The following is a 20,405-nucleotide window of genomic DNA, read 5'->3' as shown; positions in this document are numbered from 1 at the left end:
CGCTGCAACTTCAAGTGGGACGGGGATAACGAATCGGGGTAAGGTGATGGAATACATTGTAGGCGTTGATATCGGTAACTCTTCAACCGAAGTGGCATTGGGACGGCGGGAATCCAACGGTGATTTTCGCTTTATCGCCAGTGCATTGACGGAGACCACAGGTATCAAGGGCACCAAACGCAATTTGTTCGGTATCTACAAGGCACTGAACCTGCTGGTGGAAAACGCGGGGCTCTCGTTAAGCGATCTGAGTCTGATCCGCATTAACGAGGCCACCCCGGTGATCGGTGATGTGGCGATGGAAACTATTACAGAAACCATCATCACCGAATCCACCATGATTGGGCACAACCCGAAAACCCCTGGCGGTTTAGGGTTAGGTGTCGGCATCACCATTACCTTCGATGAACTGCTTTCCCGCAGTAATAGTGAACCTTACATTATTATTGCACCGGCTCAGCTCGATTTTGCTGATATTGCCGGCATGATCAACGCAGCAGTGAAAGCCGGTTATCAGATTGAAGCCGCGATCCTGCAACGCGATGACGGTGTTCTGGTCAATAACCGTCTCGAAAAACCAATTCCGATTGTCGATGAAGTCAGTTACATCGACCGAATTCCAATGGGTATGCTGGCCGCCGTTGAAGTCGCCATGCCCGGACAGGTGATCAGTACCCTGTCCAACCCCTACGGCATTGCCACTGTCTTCAATTTATCTGCCGATGAAACCCGCAACATCGTCCCGGTGGCCCGCGCACTGATCGGCACCCGCTCTGCCGTGGTGGTGAAAACACCGAAAGGCGATGTCAAAGCCCGTACCATTCCGGCCGGTCATCTGATGCTGTTTGCCAATGGCCGCACCACGACTGTCGATGTTGCATCAGGCAGCGAAAAAATCATGCTCGCGGTAAAAACCTGCCGTCAGCTGGATAACGTCACCGGCGAATCCGGCTCCAATATCGGCGGTATGTTGGAAAACGTGCGTCAGACTATGGCGGAGCTGACCAACAAGCCTTCCGGCGAGATCTTTATTCAGGATCTGCTGGCCGTCGATACCTTTGTCCCGGTCAATGTTCAGGGCGGTCTGGCCGGCGAATTCTCACTGGAACAGGCAGTTGGCATCGCGTCGATGGTGAAATCCGATCATCTGCAGATGGCGCGTATTGCCGAAGAGATCCATAACACACTGCATATCAATGTGCAGATCGGCGGCGCCGAAGCCGAAGCCGCGATTTTGGGTGCCCTCACCACCCCCGGCACCACCAAACCGATGGCGATTCTCGATCTGGGCGCCGGTTCCACCGATGCGTCGATCATCAATCCGCAGGGGGAAATTGTTGCCACGCATCTCGCGGGTGCCGGCGATATGGTGACCATGATCATCGCCTCCGAACTGGGGCTGGAAGATCGCTATCTGGCGGAAGACATCAAGAAATATCCACTGGCGAAAGTAGAAAGCCTGTTCCACATCCGCCATGAAGACGGCACAGTGCAATTTTTTGATAGCCCCCTGCCCGCCGCCGTATTCGCGCGCGTGGTGGTGGTGAAAGAAGGCAAATTTATCCCGCTGCCCGGCGAATTTGCGCTGGAAAAAGTACGCAATATTCGCCGTTCCGCCAAAGAACGCGTATTTGTCACCAACTCGTTGCGCGCGCTGCAGTTTGTCAGCCCGACCGGCAATATCCGCGATATCCCGTTCGTGGTGCTGGTCGGTGGTTCCGCCCTTGATTTTGAAGTGCCGCAACTGGTGACCGATGCCCTGTCGCATTACAACCTGGTAGCAGGCCGCGGCAATATCCGCGGTTGTGAAGGCCCGCGTAACGCCGTAGCGACCGGGTTGATCCTCTCTTATCTGCGGGAGCTGCCAGCATGAAATCACTGCATGAAGAGCTGCCCGTCGTTTTAGTACACCTGCTGGCCGGCTGTGATGCCGGACTCTGGCAGCAGGTGTTTTACGGTATCGAAGAAGAAGGCATTCCGTTTCTGCTGCAACCGACTGAGTCCGGCGACGTAGTCACTGCGGCCTATGACGCTGCGCAACGTTCCCCGTTACTGGTCGGTATGGCCTGCACCCGCAATGACATCGTGGTGCACTTTAAAAATCTACGGCCGGAAGCACCGTTATTCCGTTTATCACAGCCGCTGCAGCAAAAAACGGATGTCTTGCGGAGTCTGGGCAACAACGCTGCCCGGCTGGTGAAAGGATTACCATTTAAATCATTGTAATTCAATGTGTTAACACAAAGCGAAACAAGCAAAACAGGAGAGCAAGCAATGAACAACGCGTTAGGACTAGTCGAAACCAAGGGGTTGGTGGCTGCTATTGAAGCCGCTGATGCCATGGTCAAATCGGCCAACGTACAGTTGGTTGGATACGAAAAAATCGGTTCGGGTCTGGTCACCGTGATGGTGCGGGGTGATGTCGGTGCGGTCAAAGCGGCGGTAGAAGCCGGTTCAGCCGCAGCGAAGAACGTGGGTCAGGTTCAGTCCTGCCATGTGATCCCTCGCCCGCACAGCGACGTGGAAACGATTTTACCGAAATCCCTGTAACTCCAAGAGCCAAGCCAGTAAGAGGTGTGCAACGTGAAAATATCACTCGGATTATTAGAAGTCAGCGGCCTGGCATTAGCGATCAACACCGCCGATGCCATGGTGAAGTCCGCGGCCGTCACGTTGGTTGGCATTGATACAGCCAAAGGCGGTGGTTGGATGACAATCAAAATCACCGGTGATGTCGCTGCCGTCAATGCTGCGCTGAGTACTGGCGCGGCTTTGGCTGAAAAACATAGCGGACTGGTCGCCAAAGCACTGTTAGCCCGTCCGAATGAACAGTTACTGCAACAGGTGGTACCGACTACGCCTGTCAAACAACCACAGGCTGAACCAGCAGCCGTAGCTGAACCCGTTACAGCATCTGAACCAGAAGCTGAAGTGCAGCCTGCGACATCATTTACTGTCACCGAAGTGGTTGAATCCGCTTCTGAAGTCAGTGAGTCCGGGGTGCAGGAGACCGAACCGGAAGCCGCTCCTTATGAAGGCCAGGCGACCTGCAATCTTTGTCAGGACCCGCTTTGCCCGCGCCAGAAAGGCGAACCACGGAATAAATGTATTCATGCAAGAGGTCACGCATGATGGAAAAAGAACTCGTCAGAACTGCCGTCTGCCATGTCCTGGATGAACTGCGTCAGCGCCCGATCCCGCTGGGCGTCTCCAATCGTCATGTGCATTTATCTCAGGCGGACTATCAGGTCTTGTTTCCTGATCAACCGTTAGCAGTCAAAAAAGAACTGAAGCAGCCGGGACAATACGCCGCCGAGCAAACAGTTACCATTGCCGGTCCGAAAGGCCATCTGAAAAACGTGCGCATCCTCGGACCGCTACGCAGTCAGAGCCAAATCGAAGTTTCACGCACTGATGCCCGCACATTAGGCGTCACTGCCCCGCTGCGTTTATCCGGCAAATTAGGTGATACACCGGGCATCAAACTGATCAGTCCGTTCGGCGAAATCACGCTGAACCAGGGCGTCATTGTCGCGCTGCGTCACATCCATATGTCGCCGCTGGATGCGCTGATCTACGGCGTACAACACGGTGACTCGGTCAAAGTCGCGATTCATGGCAGCAGCCGAAAAACCATTTTCGACGATGTCGCGATCCGGGTATCTCCGGAGATGACGCTGGAAATGCACATCGACACCGATGAAGCGAACGCGGCAGATATCGATAACCCGGCAGCCTATGCCGTGCTGGTGAAGGAATAGACCATGACAGTCCTTTCTCCGGATCAAACTGAGCAAATCGTCAACGCGATCGTTGCCCTGCTACAGCAACGTGAACGGGCCGTATTTGCTACTCGCCAGTCAGATTTAGTGAAAGGGCTGTCACCTTCTGTGTATGTTCGCCATGCCCATCTGCACATTCAACAACCAGATCCGGGCTTTCTCGCGCAGTTGGCTCTGAACGATGTTCAGCACCCGGCAGTCGCAACAACGCTGGATGCCATGTCCTATGGCGTGCAGATCCACATCAGTCTGCATAGCCAGTTACTGAAAGCGTTACCTGTCACCGGCCTGAACCGTTTGCCACTGACATTCAGTAATCATCTGGGGCAGGACATCCGGTTATGTGCCAAACCGGTGATCGGCTACAGCGATGTCATCGGGTTTAAATCCGGGATCCTGCTCATCGCACCGCGTTCGCTGTTAACTCCGCTGGCCTCAGACCTTCTGACGCAGCGACATATTCAATGGATCCGACCGGAGTAAATCATGCTATTAGCGAAAGTCATTGGTTCCGTCGTATCAACACAAAAATCACCGTCGCTGACCGGCAAAAAATTGCTGCTGATCCAGTGGGTGAATGCCGACGGTTCATTGCCCGCCCAAGATCAAATACGAACAGAGATCGCCGTCGATTCTGTCGGTGCCGGTGAGGGCGAAATTGTGCTGGTTACCTGCGGCTCATCAGCTCGCCGGGTCTTTCCTGAACCCAATGACGCCATTGACATGGCAGTGGTCGGGATCGTCGATTCCGTCTCACAAAACCTGTCAGCCTGAGGAGCAAGCCATGAGTATTTACACCAAAACCGGTGATAAAGGCACAACCTCGTTGGTCGGCGGCGCCCGCGTGAAGAAAACCGATATCCGTGTCGAGACCTATGGCACCGTCGATGAACTGAATGCCATGCTGAGTCTGGCCAGCAAAGAAGTGAAAGACGATGCAAACCAGTCACTGCTGGAAGCGCTGCAATATCAGCTGTTTTATCTGGGTGCAGAATTAGCAACAGCAGATGCAACTGCCACCAAGCCCAATCAGCGTGTGGTCACCGCGGAAGACATTACTGCGATGGAACAGGCGATTGACCGCTGTATGGCAGCGCTGCCGCCAGTACACAGTTTTGTGCTGCCCGGCACCTCAGAAGCCGGTAGCCGATTGCATGTCGCGCGTACTCTCGCCCGTCGCGCAGAACGCCGGTTGGTCGAGTTGGCTGATACCGCCACAATCCGGCCGGAACTCCTGAAATATTTAAACCGACTATCTGATTGTCTGTATGCCCTCGCCCGGTTTGAAGACCAGCTGGCACAAACCCATCAGATCGTCGATACCGTTATCCAGCGTTATCTGTCTGCAACCACGCAGCAACAGCAAGCACTGCCGGCGGTGACTGACACTCAACCCGTTACCAGCAGACCGTTAGCGCTGGACTTCTCGCTTGCACATCGTCTGCTGCAACAGGCCATCGGCGCAGCAAATGAATTAAAGGTGCCAGTGGTGATTTCGCTGGCAGACCGGCATGGCAATACCATCCTGACTTACCGGATGCCGGATGCCTTGCTGGTCAGTCTTGAGCTGGCACCGAAAAAGGCCTACACCGCCGTGGCGCTGAAAGCCGCAACGCACGAATTAAGCGCCGCGATCCAGCCCGGTGCCAATCTGTTCCAGCTTGAAGCCAGCACTGGCGGCAAAGTGGTGACGTTCGGTGGCGGTTATCCGCTTTATCGCGACGGTTATCTGGTAGGTGGATTAGGGATCAGCGGTGGCTCCGTTGAACAAGATATGAAGATTGCACAAGCCGCAATTCATGGATTACATCTGGGGAAAGAAGAATGAATAACACAGAGTTAGAAAGCTTAATCCGTACTATTCTGACTGAACAACTGACACCGGCGGCAACAGAAACATCGGCCTGTACCAGTACACCGGTGGCACTGTTTAATGACGTAGACAGCGCCATCTGTGCGGCTCATGCCGCCTTTCTGCGTTATCAGGATGCACCATTAAAAACCCGTAGCGCCATCATTGCCGCTATCCGGGCCGAAATAGCCCCTTGCATTCCCGAACTGGCAGAGCGCGCAGCAACAGAAACCGGGATGGGAAATACTGCCGATAAGATATTGAAAAACAAGGCTGCATTAGAAAACACCCCCGGTATCGAAGATCTGAAAACCACCGCACTGACCGGCGACGAAGGCATGGTCTTGTTTGAATATTCACCATTTGGTGTGATCGGCTCTGTCGCGCCCAGCACTAATCCGACTGAAACCATCATCAATAACAGCATCAGTATGCTGGCCGCCGGTAATGCCATCTATTTCAGCCCGCATCCCGGTGCGAAAAATGTCTCGCTATGGCTGATCAGCAAAATCGAAGAGATCGCCTTCAAAACCTGTGGCATCCGCAATCTGGTGGTCACAGTCAAAGAACCAACTTTTGAAGCCACCCAGCAGATGATGGCACACAACAAAATCGCGGTGTTAGCCATCACCGGCGGCCCCGGTATCGTCAATATGGGGCTGAAAAGCGGGAAGAAAGTGATTGGTGCCGGTGCCGGAAATCCGCCTTGTCTGGTCGATGAAACCGCTGAAATTGTCAAAGCGGCAGAAGACATCGTGGCAGGCGCTTCTTTCGACTACAACCTGCCCTGCATTGCGGAAAAAAGCGTGATTGCCGTGGATTGCATCGCCGATCAGCTCATTCAGCAGATGCGTGAATTCGGTGCCTATCAGATTACCGATCCGCAACAGATCGCCCAGTTACGTGAAGTCTGCATCCAGAAAGGCGCGGCCAACAAGGCTCTGGTCGGCAAAAGCCCGGCAACCATTTTGGAAGCAGCTGGTCTACCCTGCCCGGCTAAAGCACCACGTCTGATCATTGTGGAAGTACCGGCAGATGATCCGTTTGTGGTCGTCGAACAGCTGATGCCGGTGCTGCCGATTGTGCGTGTCGATAACTTTGAGCAGGGCCTGCAGCTGGCGCTGAAAGTCGAAGATGCTCTGCACCATACCGCCATGATGCACTCTCAGAACGTCTCACGTCTGAACAAGGCCGCACATCTGATGCAAACCTCGATTTTTGTCAAAAATGGTCCGTCTTACGCCGGTATCGGGGTCGGCGCCGAAGGCTTTACCACCTTCACTATCGCGACCCCAACCGGTGAAGGTACAACCTCGGCGCGTACGTTCGGCCGTCTGCGTCGCTGTGTACTGACCAATGGTTTTTCAATTCGCTAAGTTCTGATGAGGCTGGAATAAATGAACAAGTTTTTAGTCAGTACAAAAATCTACAGCGGTATTAACAGTCTGGATGTACTGAAACGGTTTAACGGGAAAAAGATCTGGGTCGTCTGCGACAGCTTCTTAGCGAAAAGTCCGGCATATACCCGGCTCGAAGCCCTGTTGGCACCACAAAACGAGGTTCATTTATTCAGTGATATCACCCCCGATCCCAGCATTGCCATCGTGGTGGCTGGGATCACCCAATTCAATGTCGTCACACCCGATATCGTCATCGGCTTTGGCGGCGGTTCCGCCATTGATGCCGCCAAGGCCATTGTTTATTTCGCTCGCCAGCAAGGGCGTGATATCGAAACTTGTATTGCCATTCCGACGACCAGCGGTACCGGCTCGGAGGTCACCAGCGCTACCGTGATCAGCGATCCGGAAAAAAGCATTAAATATCCGATATTTGAAGACAGCATCTATCCGGACATCGCCATTCTGGATCCGTCCCTGGTGGTCACCGTACCACCGGCCATTACTGCCAATACCGGCATGGACGTGCTGACACACGCGCTGGAAGCCTATGTATCGAAAGGCGCGAGCGATTTTACCGATGCGCTGGCTGAAAAAGCCGTACAGTTGGTGTTTCAATATCTGCCAACGGCCTGTGTTAAAGGCGATTGTCTGCAAACCCGCAGCAAAATGCACAACGCTTCCGCCATGGCGGGCATGGCATTTAGTCAGGCTGGGCTGGGCTTAAACCACGCCATCGCGCATCAACTGGGCGGCCAGTTTCACATCGCTCATGGTCTGGCGAACTCATTATTGCTGACACAGGTAATCAGTTTTAATGCTGCCAGTGATGCCCGAGCGCTGAAACGCTACGCGCGCATGGCCAAACATTGCCTGTTCTGTGCACAGGATGCCGGAGATAAAGCCGCGCTTAACCAGCTACTCAATCACATCCGCCAGTTACAGAAAACCATCGCCATTCCCACCGCGCTGCACACGCTGAAAATCACCGGGAAACAGGTCCGCGATTGTTTACCCGAAATCATTCGTGCCGCACAGGCGGACAGCACCTTAAAAACCAATCCGAGTCCGATTGCCGATCAGGATATTGCCCGGATTGTTGAGGCCATTTTATGAGTGAAAACCTTTTAAACGCGCAGGAACAACGGGTTCAGCAAACGCTGGCCGCGATCCCGGCAGCACAAATCCCGGAACGGGTTCGTCAGGCAGGCATCGTCGGTGCCGGTGGCGCCGGATTTCCGACCTACGTGAAATTGCAGGCGCAGGCTGAAATTTATCTGGTGAATGCCGCCGAATGCGAGCCGATGCTGAAGGTCGATCAACAGCTGATGGCGCAGCATGCTGCACAACTCGTCCGCGGTTTGCGTTACGGCATGGCCGCCACCGGCGCCAAAGAAGGCATCATCGCGCTGAAAGCCAAATATAAGACTGCGATTGCCGCGTTAGACCCGCAACTGCCCGCCAATATCCGCATTCATATTCTGCCGGATGTTTACCCGGCCGGTGATGAAGTGATCACCATCTGGCAGGCCACCGGTCGCCGTGTGCCACCCGCCGCACTGCCGATCAGTATCGGTGTGGTCGTCAATAATGTGCAGACCTTGCTGAATCTGGCTGCTGCACTGGAAGACAATCAGACCGTTACTCAGCGCACACTGACCATCAACGGCGCGGTCAGAAATCCAATGACCATCACCGTGCCGCTGGGTGTCAGCCTGCGCGATGTACTGGCACTGGCAGGTGGCGCCACGATTCCCAATCCGGCCTTTATCAATGGCGGCCCGATGATGGGCAAACTGGTGACTGACCTTGATGCGCCGGTCACCAAAACCACCGGCGGTCTGCTGGTGCTACCAGAGAACCATCTGATCATTCAGCGCCGCAAGCGCAGTGATGACGCCATTCTGAATATGGCGAAAACGGTGTGCGAACAGTGCGGTTTGTGCACCGAACTCTGTCCGCGACACATCATTGGTCACGAGCTGCCACCGCATCTGCTGGTACGGGCGATGAACTACCAGCAGGTCGCGACACCTTCCATTTTGTTATCGGCACTCACCTGCTCCGAATGCAGCGTCTGTGAAAGCTATGCCTGTCCGGTCGAAATTTCGCCGATGCGCATTAACCAGTTACTGAAGAAACAGCTGCGTGCTCAGGGCGCCCGCTATCAGGGGGAATTACGTCCACAGGATGCAATGGCGGAATACCGTATGGTGCCGATCAAACGACTGGTTTCACGTCTGGGTCTCGAGCCGTATTACCACGAAGCACCGTTCACAGTTCTGTCATGGCAACCGGAAAGCGTCACTATTCCGCTGCAACAACATATCGGCGCTCCGGCAGAAGCCTGCGTACAGGTTGGCGATCAGGTCATGGCTGGCCAGTGTATTGCGCAGCCCAAAGCCGATGCGCTGAGTGTCGGCATCCACGCCAGCATTTCCGGTCAGATCACGCAGGTCTCACCAGGCTGCATCACTATAAGAAGAGGATAACCATGTATCACGCAATCGGATTGGTTGAATTGAACAGTATCGCCAAAGGCATTCAGGTCACCGACGTGATGCTGAAAAGCGCGAACGTGGATCTGCTCAGTGCCAAAACCATCTGCCCCGGCAAATACATCGTCATGGTTGGCGGTGAAATAACGGCGGTACAGCAAGCGGTGCAAAACGGTGAACGCGAAGGCGGACATATGAAAGTCGACAGTTTTGTGCTGCCGAATGTGCATGCGTCTGTGTTACCCGCCATCAGCGGTGTCACCCCGGTCGAAAAACGTCAGGCACTGGGCGTGGTCGAAACCTACAGCGTCGCCGCCTGTATTGCCGCCGCCGACAGTGCCGTAAAAGCGGCCAATGTCACGCTGGTGCGCATTCATATGGCCTTCGGTATCGGTGGCAAATGCTATCTGGTGGTGAATGGTGATATCGCTGATGCCGCGACCGCCGTCAAAGCTGCCAGTCAGAGTGCCGGTGAAAAAGGATTGCTGGTACACAGTGCGGTCATTGCCAAACCTCACGATGCCCTCTGGCAACAATTAGTCTAATCAAGGTGATTTTATGCTGGAACAATTTCAAGCCAAAGAACGTGTCATACAGGAATACGTACCGGGTAAGCAGATCACACTGGCGCATCTGATCGCCAACCCGAATAAAGAACTCTACAAAAAACTTGGCCTGAATGAAGCAGCCAGTGCCATCGGCATTCTGACGATTACCCCGAGTGAAGGCGCCATCATCGCCAGCGATATCGCCACCAAATCCGGCGCAGTCACCATCGGTTTTATTGATCGTTTCACCGGCGCCGTCATCATCACCGGCGATGTTTCAGCCATCGAATATGCGCTACGTCAGGTCATCCATACGCTGGGCGACATGATGAAATTCAGCGCCTGCGAACTGACCCGGACGTAACCATCATGAAACGAATCATGCTGATCGGACAAAGCCAGTGCGGCAAAACCTCGTTAGTCCAGCGCCTGCAGGGCGACCCTATGGCTTACCATAAAACCCAGGCGCTCGATTATTGCGACTACGCTATCGATACACCGGGCGAATATCTGGAAAACCGCTGTCTTTACAGCGCATTGATTACCACGTCCTGCGATGCCGATGTGGTGGCGCTGGTGCAGAGTGCTGACAGTCCGCAATGCTTTTTTGCACCGATGTTTGCCACCGCGTTCAACAAACCCGTGATCGGCATCATCACCAAAGCCGACACCACGACTGACGGCCATGACCTCGATTTTGCCCGTCAGCAACTGATGCAGGCAGGAGCGCAGTCTCTGTTTATTACCTCTTCCGTTACCGGAGAGGGTCTCTCACCACTTCTGGAATATCTCAACTAAGCCGTAACCGGAGAAACACCCTATGTCGCAGAAAATAATGGCGATCAATGCCGGCAGCTCTTCCCTGAAATTTCAGCTCTTTTCCATGCCGGATGAACAGGTCATTACCAAAGGTCTGATCGAGCGGATCGGAAAACAGGATGCTATCTTCACTATTGAGTTTGCCGGACAGAAACAAAAGGAAACCTTGCCGGTCAGTGATCACCAACAGGCGGTTGATCATTTACTAAAGGTATTACTGGATCACCAGATCATCCGCTCGCTGGATGAAATCAGCGGAGTCGGTCATCGTGTTGCTCACGGTGGTGAAGCTTTCCGCGATTCTGCCCTGATCGACGATGCCGCACTGTACGAAATCGAACAGCTGAGCATCCTCGCGCCGCTGCATAATCCGGTTAATGCGATCGGGATTCGTGCTTTCCTGAAAGCCTTACCCCATGCGAAAGCCGTCGCGGTATTTGATACCTCCTTCCATCAAACCATGGCGCCGGATACCTATCTCTACCCGCTGCCCTATCGTTATTACACGGAGCTCGGCATCCGCCGTTACGGTTTTCATGGCACCAGCCATAAATATGTCAGCCAGGTCTGTGCTGAAAAAATGGATACACCTTTAAGTGAGCTGCGGATAATCAGCTGCCATCTGGGCAATGGTTCCAGTATCTGCGCCATTCAGCATGGCCGTTCGGTGAATACCTCCATGGGATTCACGCCACTGGCCGGTGTTATGATGGGAACCCGTTGCGGTGATATTGACCCATCCATCATGCCTTTTATCGCGCAGCGCGAAGCGAAAACGCCCGATGAAATGAACCTTCTGATCAATAATGAGTCCGGCCTGCTGGGAGTTTCCGGTGTCTCCAATGATTACCGCGATGTGGAACAGGCCGCGAAAAATGGCAACCCACAAGCACAACTGGCGCTGAGGATGTTCGCCAACCGTATCCGGGATTTTATCGGCAGCTATATAGCCCATATGGGCGGACTGGACGCCCTGATCTTTACCGGCGGCATCGGTGAAAACTCGCGCACCGCACGGGCAGCAATTTGCCATGCGCTGGATTATCTTGGCATTTCACTGGATGCCGGTAAAAATAATTCAAATGAAACCTTTATTCAACAATCTGCGGCACCTGTCAGCATCGCGGTGATTAACACCAATGAAGAACTGATGATTGCCCGTGATGTCATGAGAGTGTGAACTATGAACGGAAAAGTATGGCTGGTTGGCGCGGGTCCCGGTGACCCCTCCTTAATCACGGTAAAAGGTCTGCACTGTATTCGACATGCCGATGTGCTGGTTTATGATCGTCTGGTCTGTAAAGAACTGCTGGCGGAAGTACCGGCCGGCTGCGAGATGATCAATGTCGGAAAAACCCCGAACAACCACCCGATCCCGCAGGACGAAATCAATCAGATCCTGGTTGCCCAAGCCCTGATGGGACGCAATGTCGTACGGCTGAAAGGCGGCGATCCTTATGTGTTTGGCCGCGGTGGTGAAGAGGTCGAAACCCTGGCGCAATCCGGTATTCCGTTTGAAGTGATCCCCGGTATCACCTCGGCAATTGGCGGCCTGGCCTACGCCGGTATTCCAGTCACGCACCGGGACCATGCCTCTTCCTTCCACGTCATTACCGGGCATTTGCAGCAGGGTAAAGATCCGCAGGACTGGCCGACGCTGGCCAAGTTGCAGGGCACATTGGTCATTCTGATGGGGATGAGTCAGATTGAAACCATCTGCCAGCAACTGATTGAACATGGCAAAGCCGCTTCTACGCCAGCCGCTGCCGTAATGTGCGCCAGCCATCAGGTTCAGAAAATTGCACAGGGTACGCTCGCCACCTTGCCGCAGGATGTGCTCCGCGAAGGGATCAAATCACCGGCGCTGATTGTGATTGGCAATGTGGTCCAACTGCAGAAGCTGTTACAATTTACGCCGACCGTCATGCAACTGGATGAAATGATTGATCTCTCCACACTGGCGGAAGCGTTTTAATTACTCAGGAAGATAAGCATGGCAAAAAGCGGTCAGCATGGCGGGAATGTGCTGCAAATGGCAGAGCGGTACGGGCTGGCGCCGGATTCGATTCTGGATTTCAGCGCCAACATCAATCCGCTCGGCATGCCGGCATCGCTGAAACAGGCCATCGTGGATAATCTGACGCTGGCGGAACACTACCCGGACATCGATTATCAGCGGCTGCATGCTGCGCTCGCCCGCCATATCGGATGCAGCCCCCGCGCCGTTCTGGCCGGTAATGGTGCCACCGAGCTGATTTTCGCGCTCACGCATTATCTGCGCCCCAAAAAAGCCATGCTGCCCGTTCCGGGGTTTGCCGAATACCGGCGGGCGCTGGAGCGGGAATCCTGTGACATCGTGAATTACACGCTGCATGAGGCTGATGATTATCAGCCAACCGCCGCGTTGCTGGATGCACTGACGCCGGATCTCGATTGTCTGTTTTTATGCACGCCCAACAACCCGACCGGGCAACAACCACCGCAGGCACTGCTGCTGCAGATCCTTGACCGGTGTCGTGAATTGCAGATCACTCTGATTGTCGATGAATCGTTTATTGATTTTCTGCCCGGCCAGACCGGGCTGACGGCCAGCCTGAACGACTATCCGAATCTGTTCATCCTGCGTTCACTCACCAAGTTTTTCGCTATTCCGGGCTTACGTTTGGGCTATCTGCTCAGCTCAGATATGCAGGCTATCGACACCATGCGCGATCAGCGTGAGCCATGGACGATCAACGCCTTCGCCGCCCTTGCCGGTGAAACGGTTTTGGATGATCGGGGATATATTCAGCAAACGCACCACTGGCTACAGGCCGAACAGGAATATCTTTATCAGGCATTAAGTCAGTTCAGCGAATTGAAAGTCTGGCGTCCTGCCGCCAATTACATTTTCATCAGAAATCAACAAACTGAATTAAACCTGCAGGATGAACTGCTCAGACATCATCTGCTGATCCGTCACTGCGCCAATTATCCCGGCCTCAGCGATCAACATTACCGGGTTGCCATTAAAAGCCACGAAAATAACCAACAGCTGGTTGCCGCTCTGAAACAGGTATTCGGACATGGCTGAAGCGCGTTGTCCGGCCTCCTGCGGTGAACTGATCCAGGGCTGGGTGCTGGGCAGCGAGAAACTGATTTCCTGCCCCATCAACTGGTTCAGCACCGTTGAAGTATGTGACGGTGCCCCGGATGCCCGTGAACGCCCGCGAATGCGCGACATGCTGAAACGGGTTCTCCGGCATTTTGATCTACCGGAAGAACTGCACCAGATGCTGCGGATCCGTTTTGATTCCACCATTCCGGTGGCCAAAGGCATGGCCAGCAGTACCGCCGATATTGCGGCAACCGCCGTGGCAACCGCCCGCCATCTGAATCAGCGTCTGACAGAACAGGAAATCGCGGATATCTGCTTGCAGATAGAGCCCACCGACAGTACGATTTTCAGCGATCTCACATTATTTGATCATAATACCGGTCAGACTCAAATTGGCCACAACTGGTCGCCAGAATTAAATATTCTGATCCTGGAAAGTGAACAACAACTGATTACCGCCGACTATCACCGGCTTGATCGCCGGCACGCATTACTGGCAAATGCCGGTAAACTGGAACAATCCTGGATTTATTTTCAGGAAGCAGCCCGAAATAATGATATTTATAAATTAGGACAAGCCGCAACGCTCAGCGCCGAAGCCAGCCAGAATATATTACCCAAACCCGCATTTGATAAATTGCTTAAATTGATCGAAACCCATGATCTTTATGGATTGAATGTCGCACACAGCGGCACCGTAGTGGGTCTGTTTTTTAATGAAAATAGGCATGATATTGAACGGATCTCCAGAGAAATCAATGAAATGGGGCTAAACAAGCTTTATCCGTATCGCCATTGTTCACATATGATTACAGGCGGTGTCCGTTAGTCGAACAGTAAAGCAAATAAAGGTCATTAAATTTATATTCTACGGAATTGCTTTTAGCGATATAACCAATAGCACTTTCTTATAAAAAGAGCGATGGCAATGAAAAGCATCACTATCAATGACAGAAAAATAATCCCCTCTAAAATTGTCTGTGTCGGCAGAAATTATGTTGAACATATCATGGAACTGGAAAATGAAATTCCGGATGAAATCCTGATATTCATGAAACATAATTCCGCCATCAGCAATGAACTCCTTTCATATCATCAGGAACCACTCAGTTATGAAGGCGAACTCTGTTTTCTTTATGAAAAAAACAGATTTTCCGCGATTGGTTTTGGCCTGGATCTCACTAAACGGCAACTTCAGACGACACTGAAAAAAAAAGGCCTGCCCTGGGAACGAGCAAAATCTTTTGATGGTTCCGCCGTATTCAGCAACTTTACCGAAATATCAGATCACGATAAAAACCTGTCATTTTCATTGGATATTAATGGCAAACGGACACAATACGGTCAGATAGACCTCATGATCCATAAACCCGAACAGATATTGCAAGAAATACGCTCGTTTATAACGCTGAATGATGGCGATATCGTCATGACCGGATCACCCAAAGGTGTTGGCGTGATACATCAGCATGACCTGTTTACAGCAAATGTCATGGTTGATGATAAAATCGTTACCCGTGGCGAATGGATTGCCCGATAGGCCAGAAATTCTTTTCCCGGCCAGAGATCATCATTTGTCTGCCCAGATTCGTATATCTAAATGATAAAGTACCCATGTAAAATGGGATAACTGATTGAATCGGGAATTATTTATGAATTTTGATCTCTTCTGGCTACTCAAGGCGATGCCTGCGGTCATCATCGGACTGACTGTTCACGAACTGGCTCATGCATACACGGCGTACAAGCTGGGCGATATGACCGCACGGAATGATGGCCGTCTGACATTAAATCCGCTGAAACACATCGACCCGCTGGGTTTTCTGCTAATTATCATTGCCGGCTTCGGCTGGGCAAAACCGGTGAGTTTTAATCCGGATAACCTGAAAAAAAGACACCGGGATGAGATCCTGATTTCACTGGCGGGCCCCTTTTCCAATCTCTTGCTAGCAATCCTGTTTCTGGTGATTGCCCGGATTTTATTCATTTTCCCTTACTTTGAAGCGCCTTCCGGATTTGCGGTCATCAACCTGCTGATTGTGTGGAGTCTCATCAACGTCGGCTTGTTTGTCTTTAACCTGATCCCGATCCCGCCGCTTGATGGCTCACATCTTTACACCACGTTTTTGCAGAAAACCAATCCTCAGCTGCTAAACACTATCTACCGATATGGCACTTTAGGTTTACTGCTGATTATCCTGATCCAGGCCAACACGGATATTCAAATCCTGCCTCTGGCGCCGTTGATCAAGGGAATCATCCATTTCTTTATCTCGCTGCTCCAGTTCCGGTAAATGAACTATTATAAAATTTTCGAATAAATCGGTGCTTATCTCTTCCCGAAAGCGGGAAAAGATGTTTAAATTCCCACTCACTTATTATGCATAAATATGCATGATTAAAATGACAGCAACAGATTACGGGGAGCAATGCACAGACCCGGCGTGGTAGTGCGTTGTTCCATAGTTCTTTCGGGCAGGATATAAAAATATGACAACTATTCTCAAGCATCTTCCGGTTGGCGAACGTGTTGGTATCGCTTTCTCTGGTGGTCTGGATACCAGTGCTGCACTGCTGTGGATGCGCCAGAAAGGCGCGGTACCTTATGCTTATACCGCAAACCTGGGTCAGCCGGATGAAGAGGACTATGATGCGATCCCTCGCCGCGCCAAAGAATATGGTGCAGAAGAAGCTCGTCTGATCGACTGCCGTAAACAGCTGGTTGCTGAAGGTATTGCTGCCATTCAGTGCGGCGCATTCCACAACACGACCGCTGGCGTAGCCTATTTCAACACCACTCCGCTGGGCCGTGCAGTCACCGGTACCATGCTGGTTGCCGCGATGAAAGACGATGGCGTCAACATCTGGGGTGACGGTTCAACTTACAAAGGTAACGATATCGAACGTTTCTATCGTTACGGCCTGCTGACTAACGAATCTCTGCAGATCTACAAACCATGGTTAGATACTGACTTCATCAATGAGCTGGGTGGCCGTCATGAAATGTCAGAATTCATGATCAAATCTGGTTTCGACTACAAAATGTCTGTAGAGAAAGCCTACTCTACCGATTCCAACATTCTGGGCGCGACTCACGAAGCGAAAGATCTGGAATTCCTGAACTCCAGCGTCAAGATCGTTAACCCGATCATGGGCGTGAAATTCTGGGATGAAAACGTGAAGATCCCGGCTGAAACCGTGACCGTTCGTTTTGAACGTGGTCATCCTGTAGCGATCAACGGTATCACTTTCGCGGATGACGTCGAAATGATGCTGGAAGCTAACCGCATCGGTGGTCGTCACGGCCTGGGCATGAGCGATCAGATCGAAAACCGTATCATCGAAGCGAAAAGCCGTGGTATCTATGAAGCACCAGGTATGGCGCTGCTGCACATCTGCTACGAGCGTCTGGTGACCGGTATCCACAACGAAGACACCATCGAGCTGTATCACGCGCATGGCCGTCAGCTGGGCCGTTTCCTGTATCAGGGCCGCTGGTTCGACTCTCAGGCACTGATGCTGCGTGACGCTTCTCAGCGTTGGGTTGCCAGCGCGATCACCGGTGAAGTGACTCTGGAACTGCGTCGTGGTAACGACTACTCCATCCTGAATACCGTATCTGACAACCTGACTTACCAGCCAGAACGTCTGACCATGGAAAAAGGCGAGTCAACATTCTCTCCGGACGATCGTATCGGTCAGCTGACCATGCGTAACCTGGATATCACTGATACCCGCGCTAAACTGCACAACTATGTTGAAACTGGTCTGCTGAGCACTTCTGCTGGTACCGGTGTTCCACAGGTAGAACATAAGTAATTCTGCGTTTACCACCCCTTGCCGGGGTGGTTTTTAAAAGATAGTAAAAAGGGGCATTGAAAAACAATGCCCCTTTTTTAATTTCCGATATTCAGTGCAACACGCCTGTTACCTGCCCTAACGGTAACGAAGCTTCATCCCTAGGATCACAGACGCCAGTGCCAGCGTGATACCGTTGGAGGCGATAATCGAGATCTGACCATGGCTGAAACCGTAAATACACCACAGCAAGACACCGATAGTAAAAGCAACATACATCACCAGTGAAATACCCGATACATCGCGGGTTTTCAGAATTTTAAAAACTTGCGGGATAAACGATCCGGTGGTTAAACACCCAGCAACCAGCCCGATCAGTTCTGTGACAGATGCATCCATGATTTGACTCCAGAAATTGCCATAAAAAACATCCCCTTCCAGAGAAAGGGGATGAACATGAGCACGGGATAACAAAATTTTATAATTCTTCGCCGTTTGACTTGATCACGTTCTGATACCAGAAGAAGCTCTTCTTGCGGCTACGCGCCTGAGTACCGGTGCCATCATCATGTTTATCAACATGGATGAAACCATAACGTTTGCGATATTCACCGGTTGTGAACGAGACGCAGTCAAGGCAGCCCCATGGGGTGTAACCCATCAGATCAACACCATCGATAGTGACCGCTTTCTTCATCTCTTCAACATGTGCTTTCAGGTAATCAATGCGGTAGTCGTCATTGATTTCGCCGTTCGCTTCCACTTTATCAATCGCACCAAAACCGTTTTCAACGATAAACAGTGGTTTCTGATAACGCTCGTAAAGCACGTTCAGTGAGTAACGCAGACCTACCGGGTCAATCTGCCAGCCCCAGTCAGACGCTTTTACGTGTGGGTTTTTCACGCTGCCCGCGAAACCAGAAATCCCGTTTCCTGCAGCCACCGCGTCTGCTTTCACAGCATTCGACATGTAGTAGCTGAAACCAACGTAATCACAGGTACCTTCTTTCAGGATCTGTTTATCTTCTGGTTCCATCTTGATGTTGTAGCCTTTACGTTCCCACTCTTTCAGCGCATAAGACGGGTATTCACCACGCATATGCACGTCACCGAACAGGAAGCGATCATGCATGGATTCCTGCGCGTACATCATGTCATCCGGATGGCATGAGAATGGATACAACGGAACAAACGAAATCATGCAGCCGATTTTGAAATCTGGGTTGATTTCGTGGCCCAGTTTCACCACTTTGGCGCTGGCAACCAGCTCGTGGTGAACAACCTGATACATCATCTCTTCAGGACGTTCATAATCATTAAAAACAACACCAGAGCAGCAATAGCCGAATAACGGATATTCATGGTTCTTCTGGTTATTGATTTCGTTAAACGTCATCCAGTATTTCACTTTTTTGGTGTAACGTTTCATGACAACTTCGGAATAACGCACGAAGAAATCAATGACCTTACGGTTTGCCCAGCCACCGTATTCTTTGACCAGGTGGTTTGGCATTTCAAAGTGAGACAGGGTGATAACAGGTTCAATGCCATGTTTCAGTAATTCGTCAAACATGTCATCGTAAAACTTCAGACCTGCTTCGTTCGGTTCCAGTTCATCACCGTTCGGGAAAATGCGGGTCCAGGCAATCGAGGTGCGGAAACATTTAAAACCCATTTCAGCAAACAGTGCGATATCGCCCTTGAAGTGATGGAAGAAATCGCTCGCTTCATGGTTCGGGTAATAAACACCGTCTTTTACTTCGCCGGTAATAACACGGTCAACCCCGTGTGAGCCACCTGATAATACGTCACAGATGCTGGCGCCTTTTCCGCCTTCGTTCCAGCCGCCTTCAACCTGATGCGCCGCAACTGCCCCACCCCACAAGAAATCCTTCGGCAACTGACTCGTCATAATCTCTACTTCCTAAATGACATTTGCTGATAATTTTTACTATTAAATTCGTTAGCTAACAGCGTATTAGCCCATCATGGCCAGCGCATCTGCGAGGATTTTATCACCACGCATCATGCCGTAATCCATGCTGTTGATCACCGCGATTGGTTTACCTGCGGCATCGGCTTTTTTCTTGAATTCTTCAAATTTGTATTTGATTTGAGGCCCTAACAGACAGCAGTCATATTTAGGCAAGGTAGTATCAAACTCTTCCATGGCTACCGCAATGATCTCGACTTCCACGCCTTTCTGAGCAGCTGCTTGCTTCATTTTGTTTACAACCATACTGGTAGACATGCCTGCAGCGCAGCAGAGAAAAATTTTCTTCATAGTAAAGCCCTCTTATATGTTCCGTGATGGTGTGTCTGAGAGAGACTATACAACAACCAGAAACCGGTTTCAGCAACCGGTTTCATTTTTTTTGATGAAGATCTCAGGAATCGTGATTTATGCATCCGGCGTGAAGATAAGGATGGGTGACGATTGAGTGGTAGCGGATACTCTTGAGCCTGTTATTTGCGCCCAATCAATGCGGCGCAGATAAAAAATTTTTTCTGGCCGTTACTGTCTTTTTTGATCCGGGCAATGACCTCTTCATGCATGACCAGTTCCCAGTTATTGCATCGCGAACCTGGTAGCTTAAAACCTGAACACCTCAGA

General features: G+C 51.7%; 24 protein-coding genes. 21 read left to right on the top strand and 3 right to left on the bottom strand.

The window, feature by feature from the left end; all coding sequences use genetic code 11:
* Window positions 1–46: 46 nt before the first annotated feature.
* From HNR75_RS02550 to argG, 21 genes are all read left to right on the top strand, one after another.
* Window positions 47–1,873 (top strand): diol dehydratase reactivase subunit alpha, encoded by a 1,827-nt coding sequence (locus HNR75_RS02550; protein ID WP_188025465.1) that lies wholly within the window; start codon window positions 47–49, stop codon window positions 1,871–1,873.
* On the top strand, window positions 1,870–2,226 hold the full coding sequence (locus HNR75_RS02545) for a glycerol dehydratase reactivase beta/small subunit family protein (protein ID WP_188025464.1): 357 nt from the start codon (window positions 1,870–1,872) through the stop codon (window positions 2,224–2,226). The genes HNR75_RS02550 and HNR75_RS02545 overlap by 4 nt, the downstream gene beginning before the upstream one ends.
* A 48-nt stretch (window positions 2,227–2,274) precedes the next feature.
* Entirely contained in the window at window positions 2,275–2,550 is a 276-nt protein-coding gene (gene pduJ, locus HNR75_RS02540; RefSeq protein WP_188025463.1) for a propanediol utilization microcompartment protein PduJ, read from the top strand.
* A gap of 33 nt (window positions 2,551–2,583) precedes the next feature.
* Complete coding sequence (locus tag HNR75_RS02535; protein ID WP_188025462.1) at window positions 2,584–3,132, top strand: BMC domain-containing protein; 549 nt, start codon at window positions 2,584–2,586, stop codon at window positions 3,130–3,132.
* A complete protein-coding gene (locus HNR75_RS02530; protein ID WP_246358710.1) occupies window positions 3,129–3,761 on the top strand; it encodes a phosphate propanoyltransferase in 633 nt (210 codons plus the stop codon). The genes HNR75_RS02535 and HNR75_RS02530 overlap by 4 nt, the downstream gene beginning before the upstream one ends.
* Before the next feature lie 3 nt (window positions 3,762–3,764).
* The gene (gene pduM, locus HNR75_RS02525) at window positions 3,765–4,265 is read left to right on the top strand and encodes a microcompartment protein PduM (protein ID WP_188025461.1); all 501 of its coding nucleotides are present in this window, start codon (window positions 3,765–3,767) and stop codon (window positions 4,263–4,265) included.
* A gap of 3 nt (window positions 4,266–4,268) precedes the next feature.
* On the top strand, window positions 4,269–4,556 hold the full coding sequence (locus HNR75_RS02520) for a EutN/CcmL family microcompartment protein (RefSeq protein ID WP_188025460.1): 288 nt from the start codon (window positions 4,269–4,271) through the stop codon (window positions 4,554–4,556).
* A 10-nt stretch (window positions 4,557–4,566) separates the two neighbouring features.
* Entirely contained in the window at window positions 4,567–5,610 is a 1,044-nt protein-coding gene (locus HNR75_RS02515) for a cob(I)yrinic acid a,c-diamide adenosyltransferase (RefSeq protein ID WP_188025459.1), read from the top strand.
* Window positions 5,607–7,010 (top strand): aldehyde dehydrogenase family protein, encoded by a 1,404-nt coding sequence (locus HNR75_RS02510; RefSeq protein ID WP_188025458.1) that lies wholly within the window; start codon window positions 5,607–5,609, stop codon window positions 7,008–7,010. The genes HNR75_RS02515 and HNR75_RS02510 overlap by 4 nt, the downstream gene beginning before the upstream one ends.
* A 21-nt stretch (window positions 7,011–7,031) precedes the next feature.
* Window positions 7,032–8,147 (top strand): 1-propanol dehydrogenase PduQ, encoded by a 1,116-nt coding sequence (locus tag HNR75_RS02505; protein WP_188025457.1) that lies wholly within the window; start codon window positions 7,032–7,034, stop codon window positions 8,145–8,147.
* Window positions 8,144–9,523, top strand: coding sequence for a 4Fe-4S dicluster domain-containing protein (locus HNR75_RS02500; RefSeq protein WP_188025456.1), 1,380 nt, complete (start codon window positions 8,144–8,146; stop codon window positions 9,521–9,523). The genes HNR75_RS02505 and HNR75_RS02500 overlap by 4 nt, the downstream gene beginning before the upstream one ends.
* A gap of 2 nt (window positions 9,524–9,525) precedes the next feature.
* Complete coding sequence (locus HNR75_RS02495) at window positions 9,526–10,074, top strand: BMC domain-containing protein (protein WP_188025455.1); 549 nt, start codon at window positions 9,526–9,528, stop codon at window positions 10,072–10,074.
* 16 nt (window positions 10,075–10,090) lie between these two features.
* The gene (gene eutS / locus HNR75_RS02490; RefSeq protein ID WP_425506758.1) at window positions 10,091–10,441 is read left to right on the top strand and encodes an ethanolamine utilization microcompartment protein EutS; all 351 of its coding nucleotides are present in this window, start codon (window positions 10,091–10,093) and stop codon (window positions 10,439–10,441) included.
* A gap of 5 nt (window positions 10,442–10,446) precedes the next feature.
* Window positions 10,447–10,875 (top strand): EutP/PduV family microcompartment system protein, encoded by a 429-nt coding sequence (locus tag HNR75_RS02485; RefSeq protein ID WP_188025453.1) that lies wholly within the window; start codon window positions 10,447–10,449, stop codon window positions 10,873–10,875.
* Between the two features lie 22 nt (window positions 10,876–10,897).
* Window positions 10,898–12,076 carry an acetate/propionate family kinase gene (locus HNR75_RS02480; protein ID WP_188025452.1) on the top strand — a complete coding sequence of 393 codons (1,179 nt, stop codon included), beginning with the start codon at window positions 10,898–10,900 and terminating at the stop codon, window positions 12,074–12,076.
* Window positions 12,077–12,079: 3 nt separating this feature from the next.
* Window positions 12,080–12,871, top strand: a complete 792-nt coding sequence (cobA, locus tag HNR75_RS02475) for a uroporphyrinogen-III C-methyltransferase (protein WP_188025451.1) — start codon at window positions 12,080–12,082, stop codon at window positions 12,869–12,871.
* An 18-nt stretch (window positions 12,872–12,889) separates the two neighbouring features.
* Window positions 12,890–13,969 (top strand): threonine-phosphate decarboxylase CobD, encoded by a 1,080-nt coding sequence (gene cobD / locus HNR75_RS02470; protein WP_188025450.1) that lies wholly within the window; start codon window positions 12,890–12,892, stop codon window positions 13,967–13,969.
* On the top strand, window positions 13,962–14,822 hold the full coding sequence (locus HNR75_RS02465) for a GHMP family kinase ATP-binding protein (protein WP_188025449.1): 861 nt from the start codon (window positions 13,962–13,964) through the stop codon (window positions 14,820–14,822). Before cobD ends, HNR75_RS02465 begins: the two co-directional genes overlap by 8 nt.
* A gap of 99 nt (window positions 14,823–14,921) precedes the next feature.
* Window positions 14,922–15,533 (top strand): fumarylacetoacetate hydrolase family protein, encoded by a 612-nt coding sequence (locus HNR75_RS02460; protein WP_188025448.1) that lies wholly within the window; start codon window positions 14,922–14,924, stop codon window positions 15,531–15,533.
* Window positions 15,534–15,645: 112 nt separating this feature from the next.
* Window positions 15,646–16,287, top strand: coding sequence for a site-2 protease family protein (locus tag HNR75_RS02455; RefSeq protein ID WP_188025447.1), 642 nt, complete (start codon window positions 15,646–15,648; stop codon window positions 16,285–16,287).
* Window positions 16,288–16,483: 196 nt separating this feature from the next.
* Window positions 16,484–17,812, top strand: a complete 1,329-nt coding sequence (gene argG, locus HNR75_RS02450) for an argininosuccinate synthase (protein WP_188025446.1) — start codon at window positions 16,484–16,486, stop codon at window positions 17,810–17,812.
* A 117-nt stretch (window positions 17,813–17,929) separates the two neighbouring features.
* Here the strand turns inward: argG and HNR75_RS02445 are convergent, their stop codons facing one another.
* The 3 genes from HNR75_RS02445 to HNR75_RS02435 form a co-directional block, all read right to left on the bottom strand.
* On the bottom strand, window positions 17,930–18,190 hold the full coding sequence (locus HNR75_RS02445) for a SemiSWEET family sugar transporter (RefSeq protein WP_188025445.1): 261 nt from the start codon (window positions 18,188–18,190) through the stop codon (window positions 17,930–17,932).
* Between the two features lie 79 nt (window positions 18,191–18,269).
* Window positions 18,270–19,703, bottom strand: coding sequence for a 6-phospho-beta-glucosidase (locus HNR75_RS02440; RefSeq protein WP_188025444.1), 1,434 nt, complete (start codon window positions 19,701–19,703; stop codon window positions 18,270–18,272).
* 66 nt (window positions 19,704–19,769) lie between these two features.
* Window positions 19,770–20,075 carry a PTS sugar transporter subunit IIB gene (locus tag HNR75_RS02435; RefSeq protein WP_188025443.1) on the bottom strand — a complete coding sequence of 102 codons (306 nt, stop codon included), beginning with the start codon at window positions 20,073–20,075 and terminating at the stop codon, window positions 19,770–19,772.
* Between the last annotated feature and the right edge of the window lie 330 nt (window positions 20,076–20,405).

This window comes from Tolumonas osonensis (assembly GCF_014202415.1).
GTDB lineage: Bacteria > Pseudomonadota > Gammaproteobacteria > Enterobacterales > Aeromonadaceae > Tolumonas > Tolumonas osonensis.
This window is presented reverse-complemented; position numbering and strand designations above follow the sequence as displayed.

Bases quoted from the DNA above. Each gene is read 5' to 3' on its own strand.
- HNR75_RS02550 (WP_188025465.1), top strand. From the start codon at position 47: ATGGAATACATTGTAGGCGTTGATATCGGTAACTCTTCAACCGAAGTG.
- HNR75_RS02545 (WP_188025464.1), top strand. From the start codon at position 1,870: ATGAAATCACTGCATGAAGAGCTGCCCGTCGTTTTAGTACACCTGCTG.
- pduJ (WP_188025463.1), top strand. From the start codon at position 2,275: ATGAACAACGCGTTAGGACTAGTCGAAACCAAGGGGTTGGTGGCTGCT.
- HNR75_RS02530 (WP_246358710.1), top strand. From the start codon at position 3,129: ATGATGGAAAAAGAACTCGTCAGAACTGCCGTCTGCCATGTCCTGGAT.
- pduM (WP_188025461.1), top strand. From the start codon at position 3,765: ATGACAGTCCTTTCTCCGGATCAAACTGAGCAAATCGTCAACGCGATC.
- HNR75_RS02520 (WP_188025460.1), top strand. From the start codon at position 4,269: ATGCTATTAGCGAAAGTCATTGGTTCCGTCGTATCAACACAAAAATCA.
- HNR75_RS02515 (WP_188025459.1), top strand. From the start codon at position 4,567: ATGAGTATTTACACCAAAACCGGTGATAAAGGCACAACCTCGTTGGTC.
- HNR75_RS02510 (WP_188025458.1), top strand. From the start codon at position 5,607: ATGAATAACACAGAGTTAGAAAGCTTAATCCGTACTATTCTGACTGAA.
- HNR75_RS02505 (WP_188025457.1), top strand. From the start codon at position 7,032: ATGAACAAGTTTTTAGTCAGTACAAAAATCTACAGCGGTATTAACAGT.
- HNR75_RS02500 (WP_188025456.1), top strand. From the start codon at position 8,144: ATGAGTGAAAACCTTTTAAACGCGCAGGAACAACGGGTTCAGCAAACG.
- HNR75_RS02495 (WP_188025455.1), top strand. From the start codon at position 9,526: ATGTATCACGCAATCGGATTGGTTGAATTGAACAGTATCGCCAAAGGC.
- HNR75_RS02485 (WP_188025453.1), top strand. From the start codon at position 10,447: ATGAAACGAATCATGCTGATCGGACAAAGCCAGTGCGGCAAAACCTCG.
- HNR75_RS02480 (WP_188025452.1), top strand. From the start codon at position 10,898: ATGTCGCAGAAAATAATGGCGATCAATGCCGGCAGCTCTTCCCTGAAA.
- cobA (WP_188025451.1), top strand. From the start codon at position 12,080: ATGAACGGAAAAGTATGGCTGGTTGGCGCGGGTCCCGGTGACCCCTCC.
- cobD (WP_188025450.1), top strand. From the start codon at position 12,890: ATGGCAAAAAGCGGTCAGCATGGCGGGAATGTGCTGCAAATGGCAGAG.
- HNR75_RS02465 (WP_188025449.1), top strand. From the start codon at position 13,962: ATGGCTGAAGCGCGTTGTCCGGCCTCCTGCGGTGAACTGATCCAGGGC.
- HNR75_RS02460 (WP_188025448.1), top strand. From the start codon at position 14,922: ATGAAAAGCATCACTATCAATGACAGAAAAATAATCCCCTCTAAAATT.
- HNR75_RS02455 (WP_188025447.1), top strand. From the start codon at position 15,646: ATGAATTTTGATCTCTTCTGGCTACTCAAGGCGATGCCTGCGGTCATC.
- argG (WP_188025446.1), top strand. From the start codon at position 16,484: ATGACAACTATTCTCAAGCATCTTCCGGTTGGCGAACGTGTTGGTATC.
- HNR75_RS02445 (WP_188025445.1), bottom strand. From the start codon at position 18,190: ATGGATGCATCTGTCACAGAACTGATCGGGCTGGTTGCTGGGTGTTTA.
- HNR75_RS02440 (WP_188025444.1), bottom strand. From the start codon at position 19,703: ATGACGAGTCAGTTGCCGAAGGATTTCTTGTGGGGTGGGGCAGTTGCG.
- HNR75_RS02435 (WP_188025443.1), bottom strand. From the start codon at position 20,075: ATGAAGAAAATTTTTCTCTGCTGCGCTGCAGGCATGTCTACCAGTATG.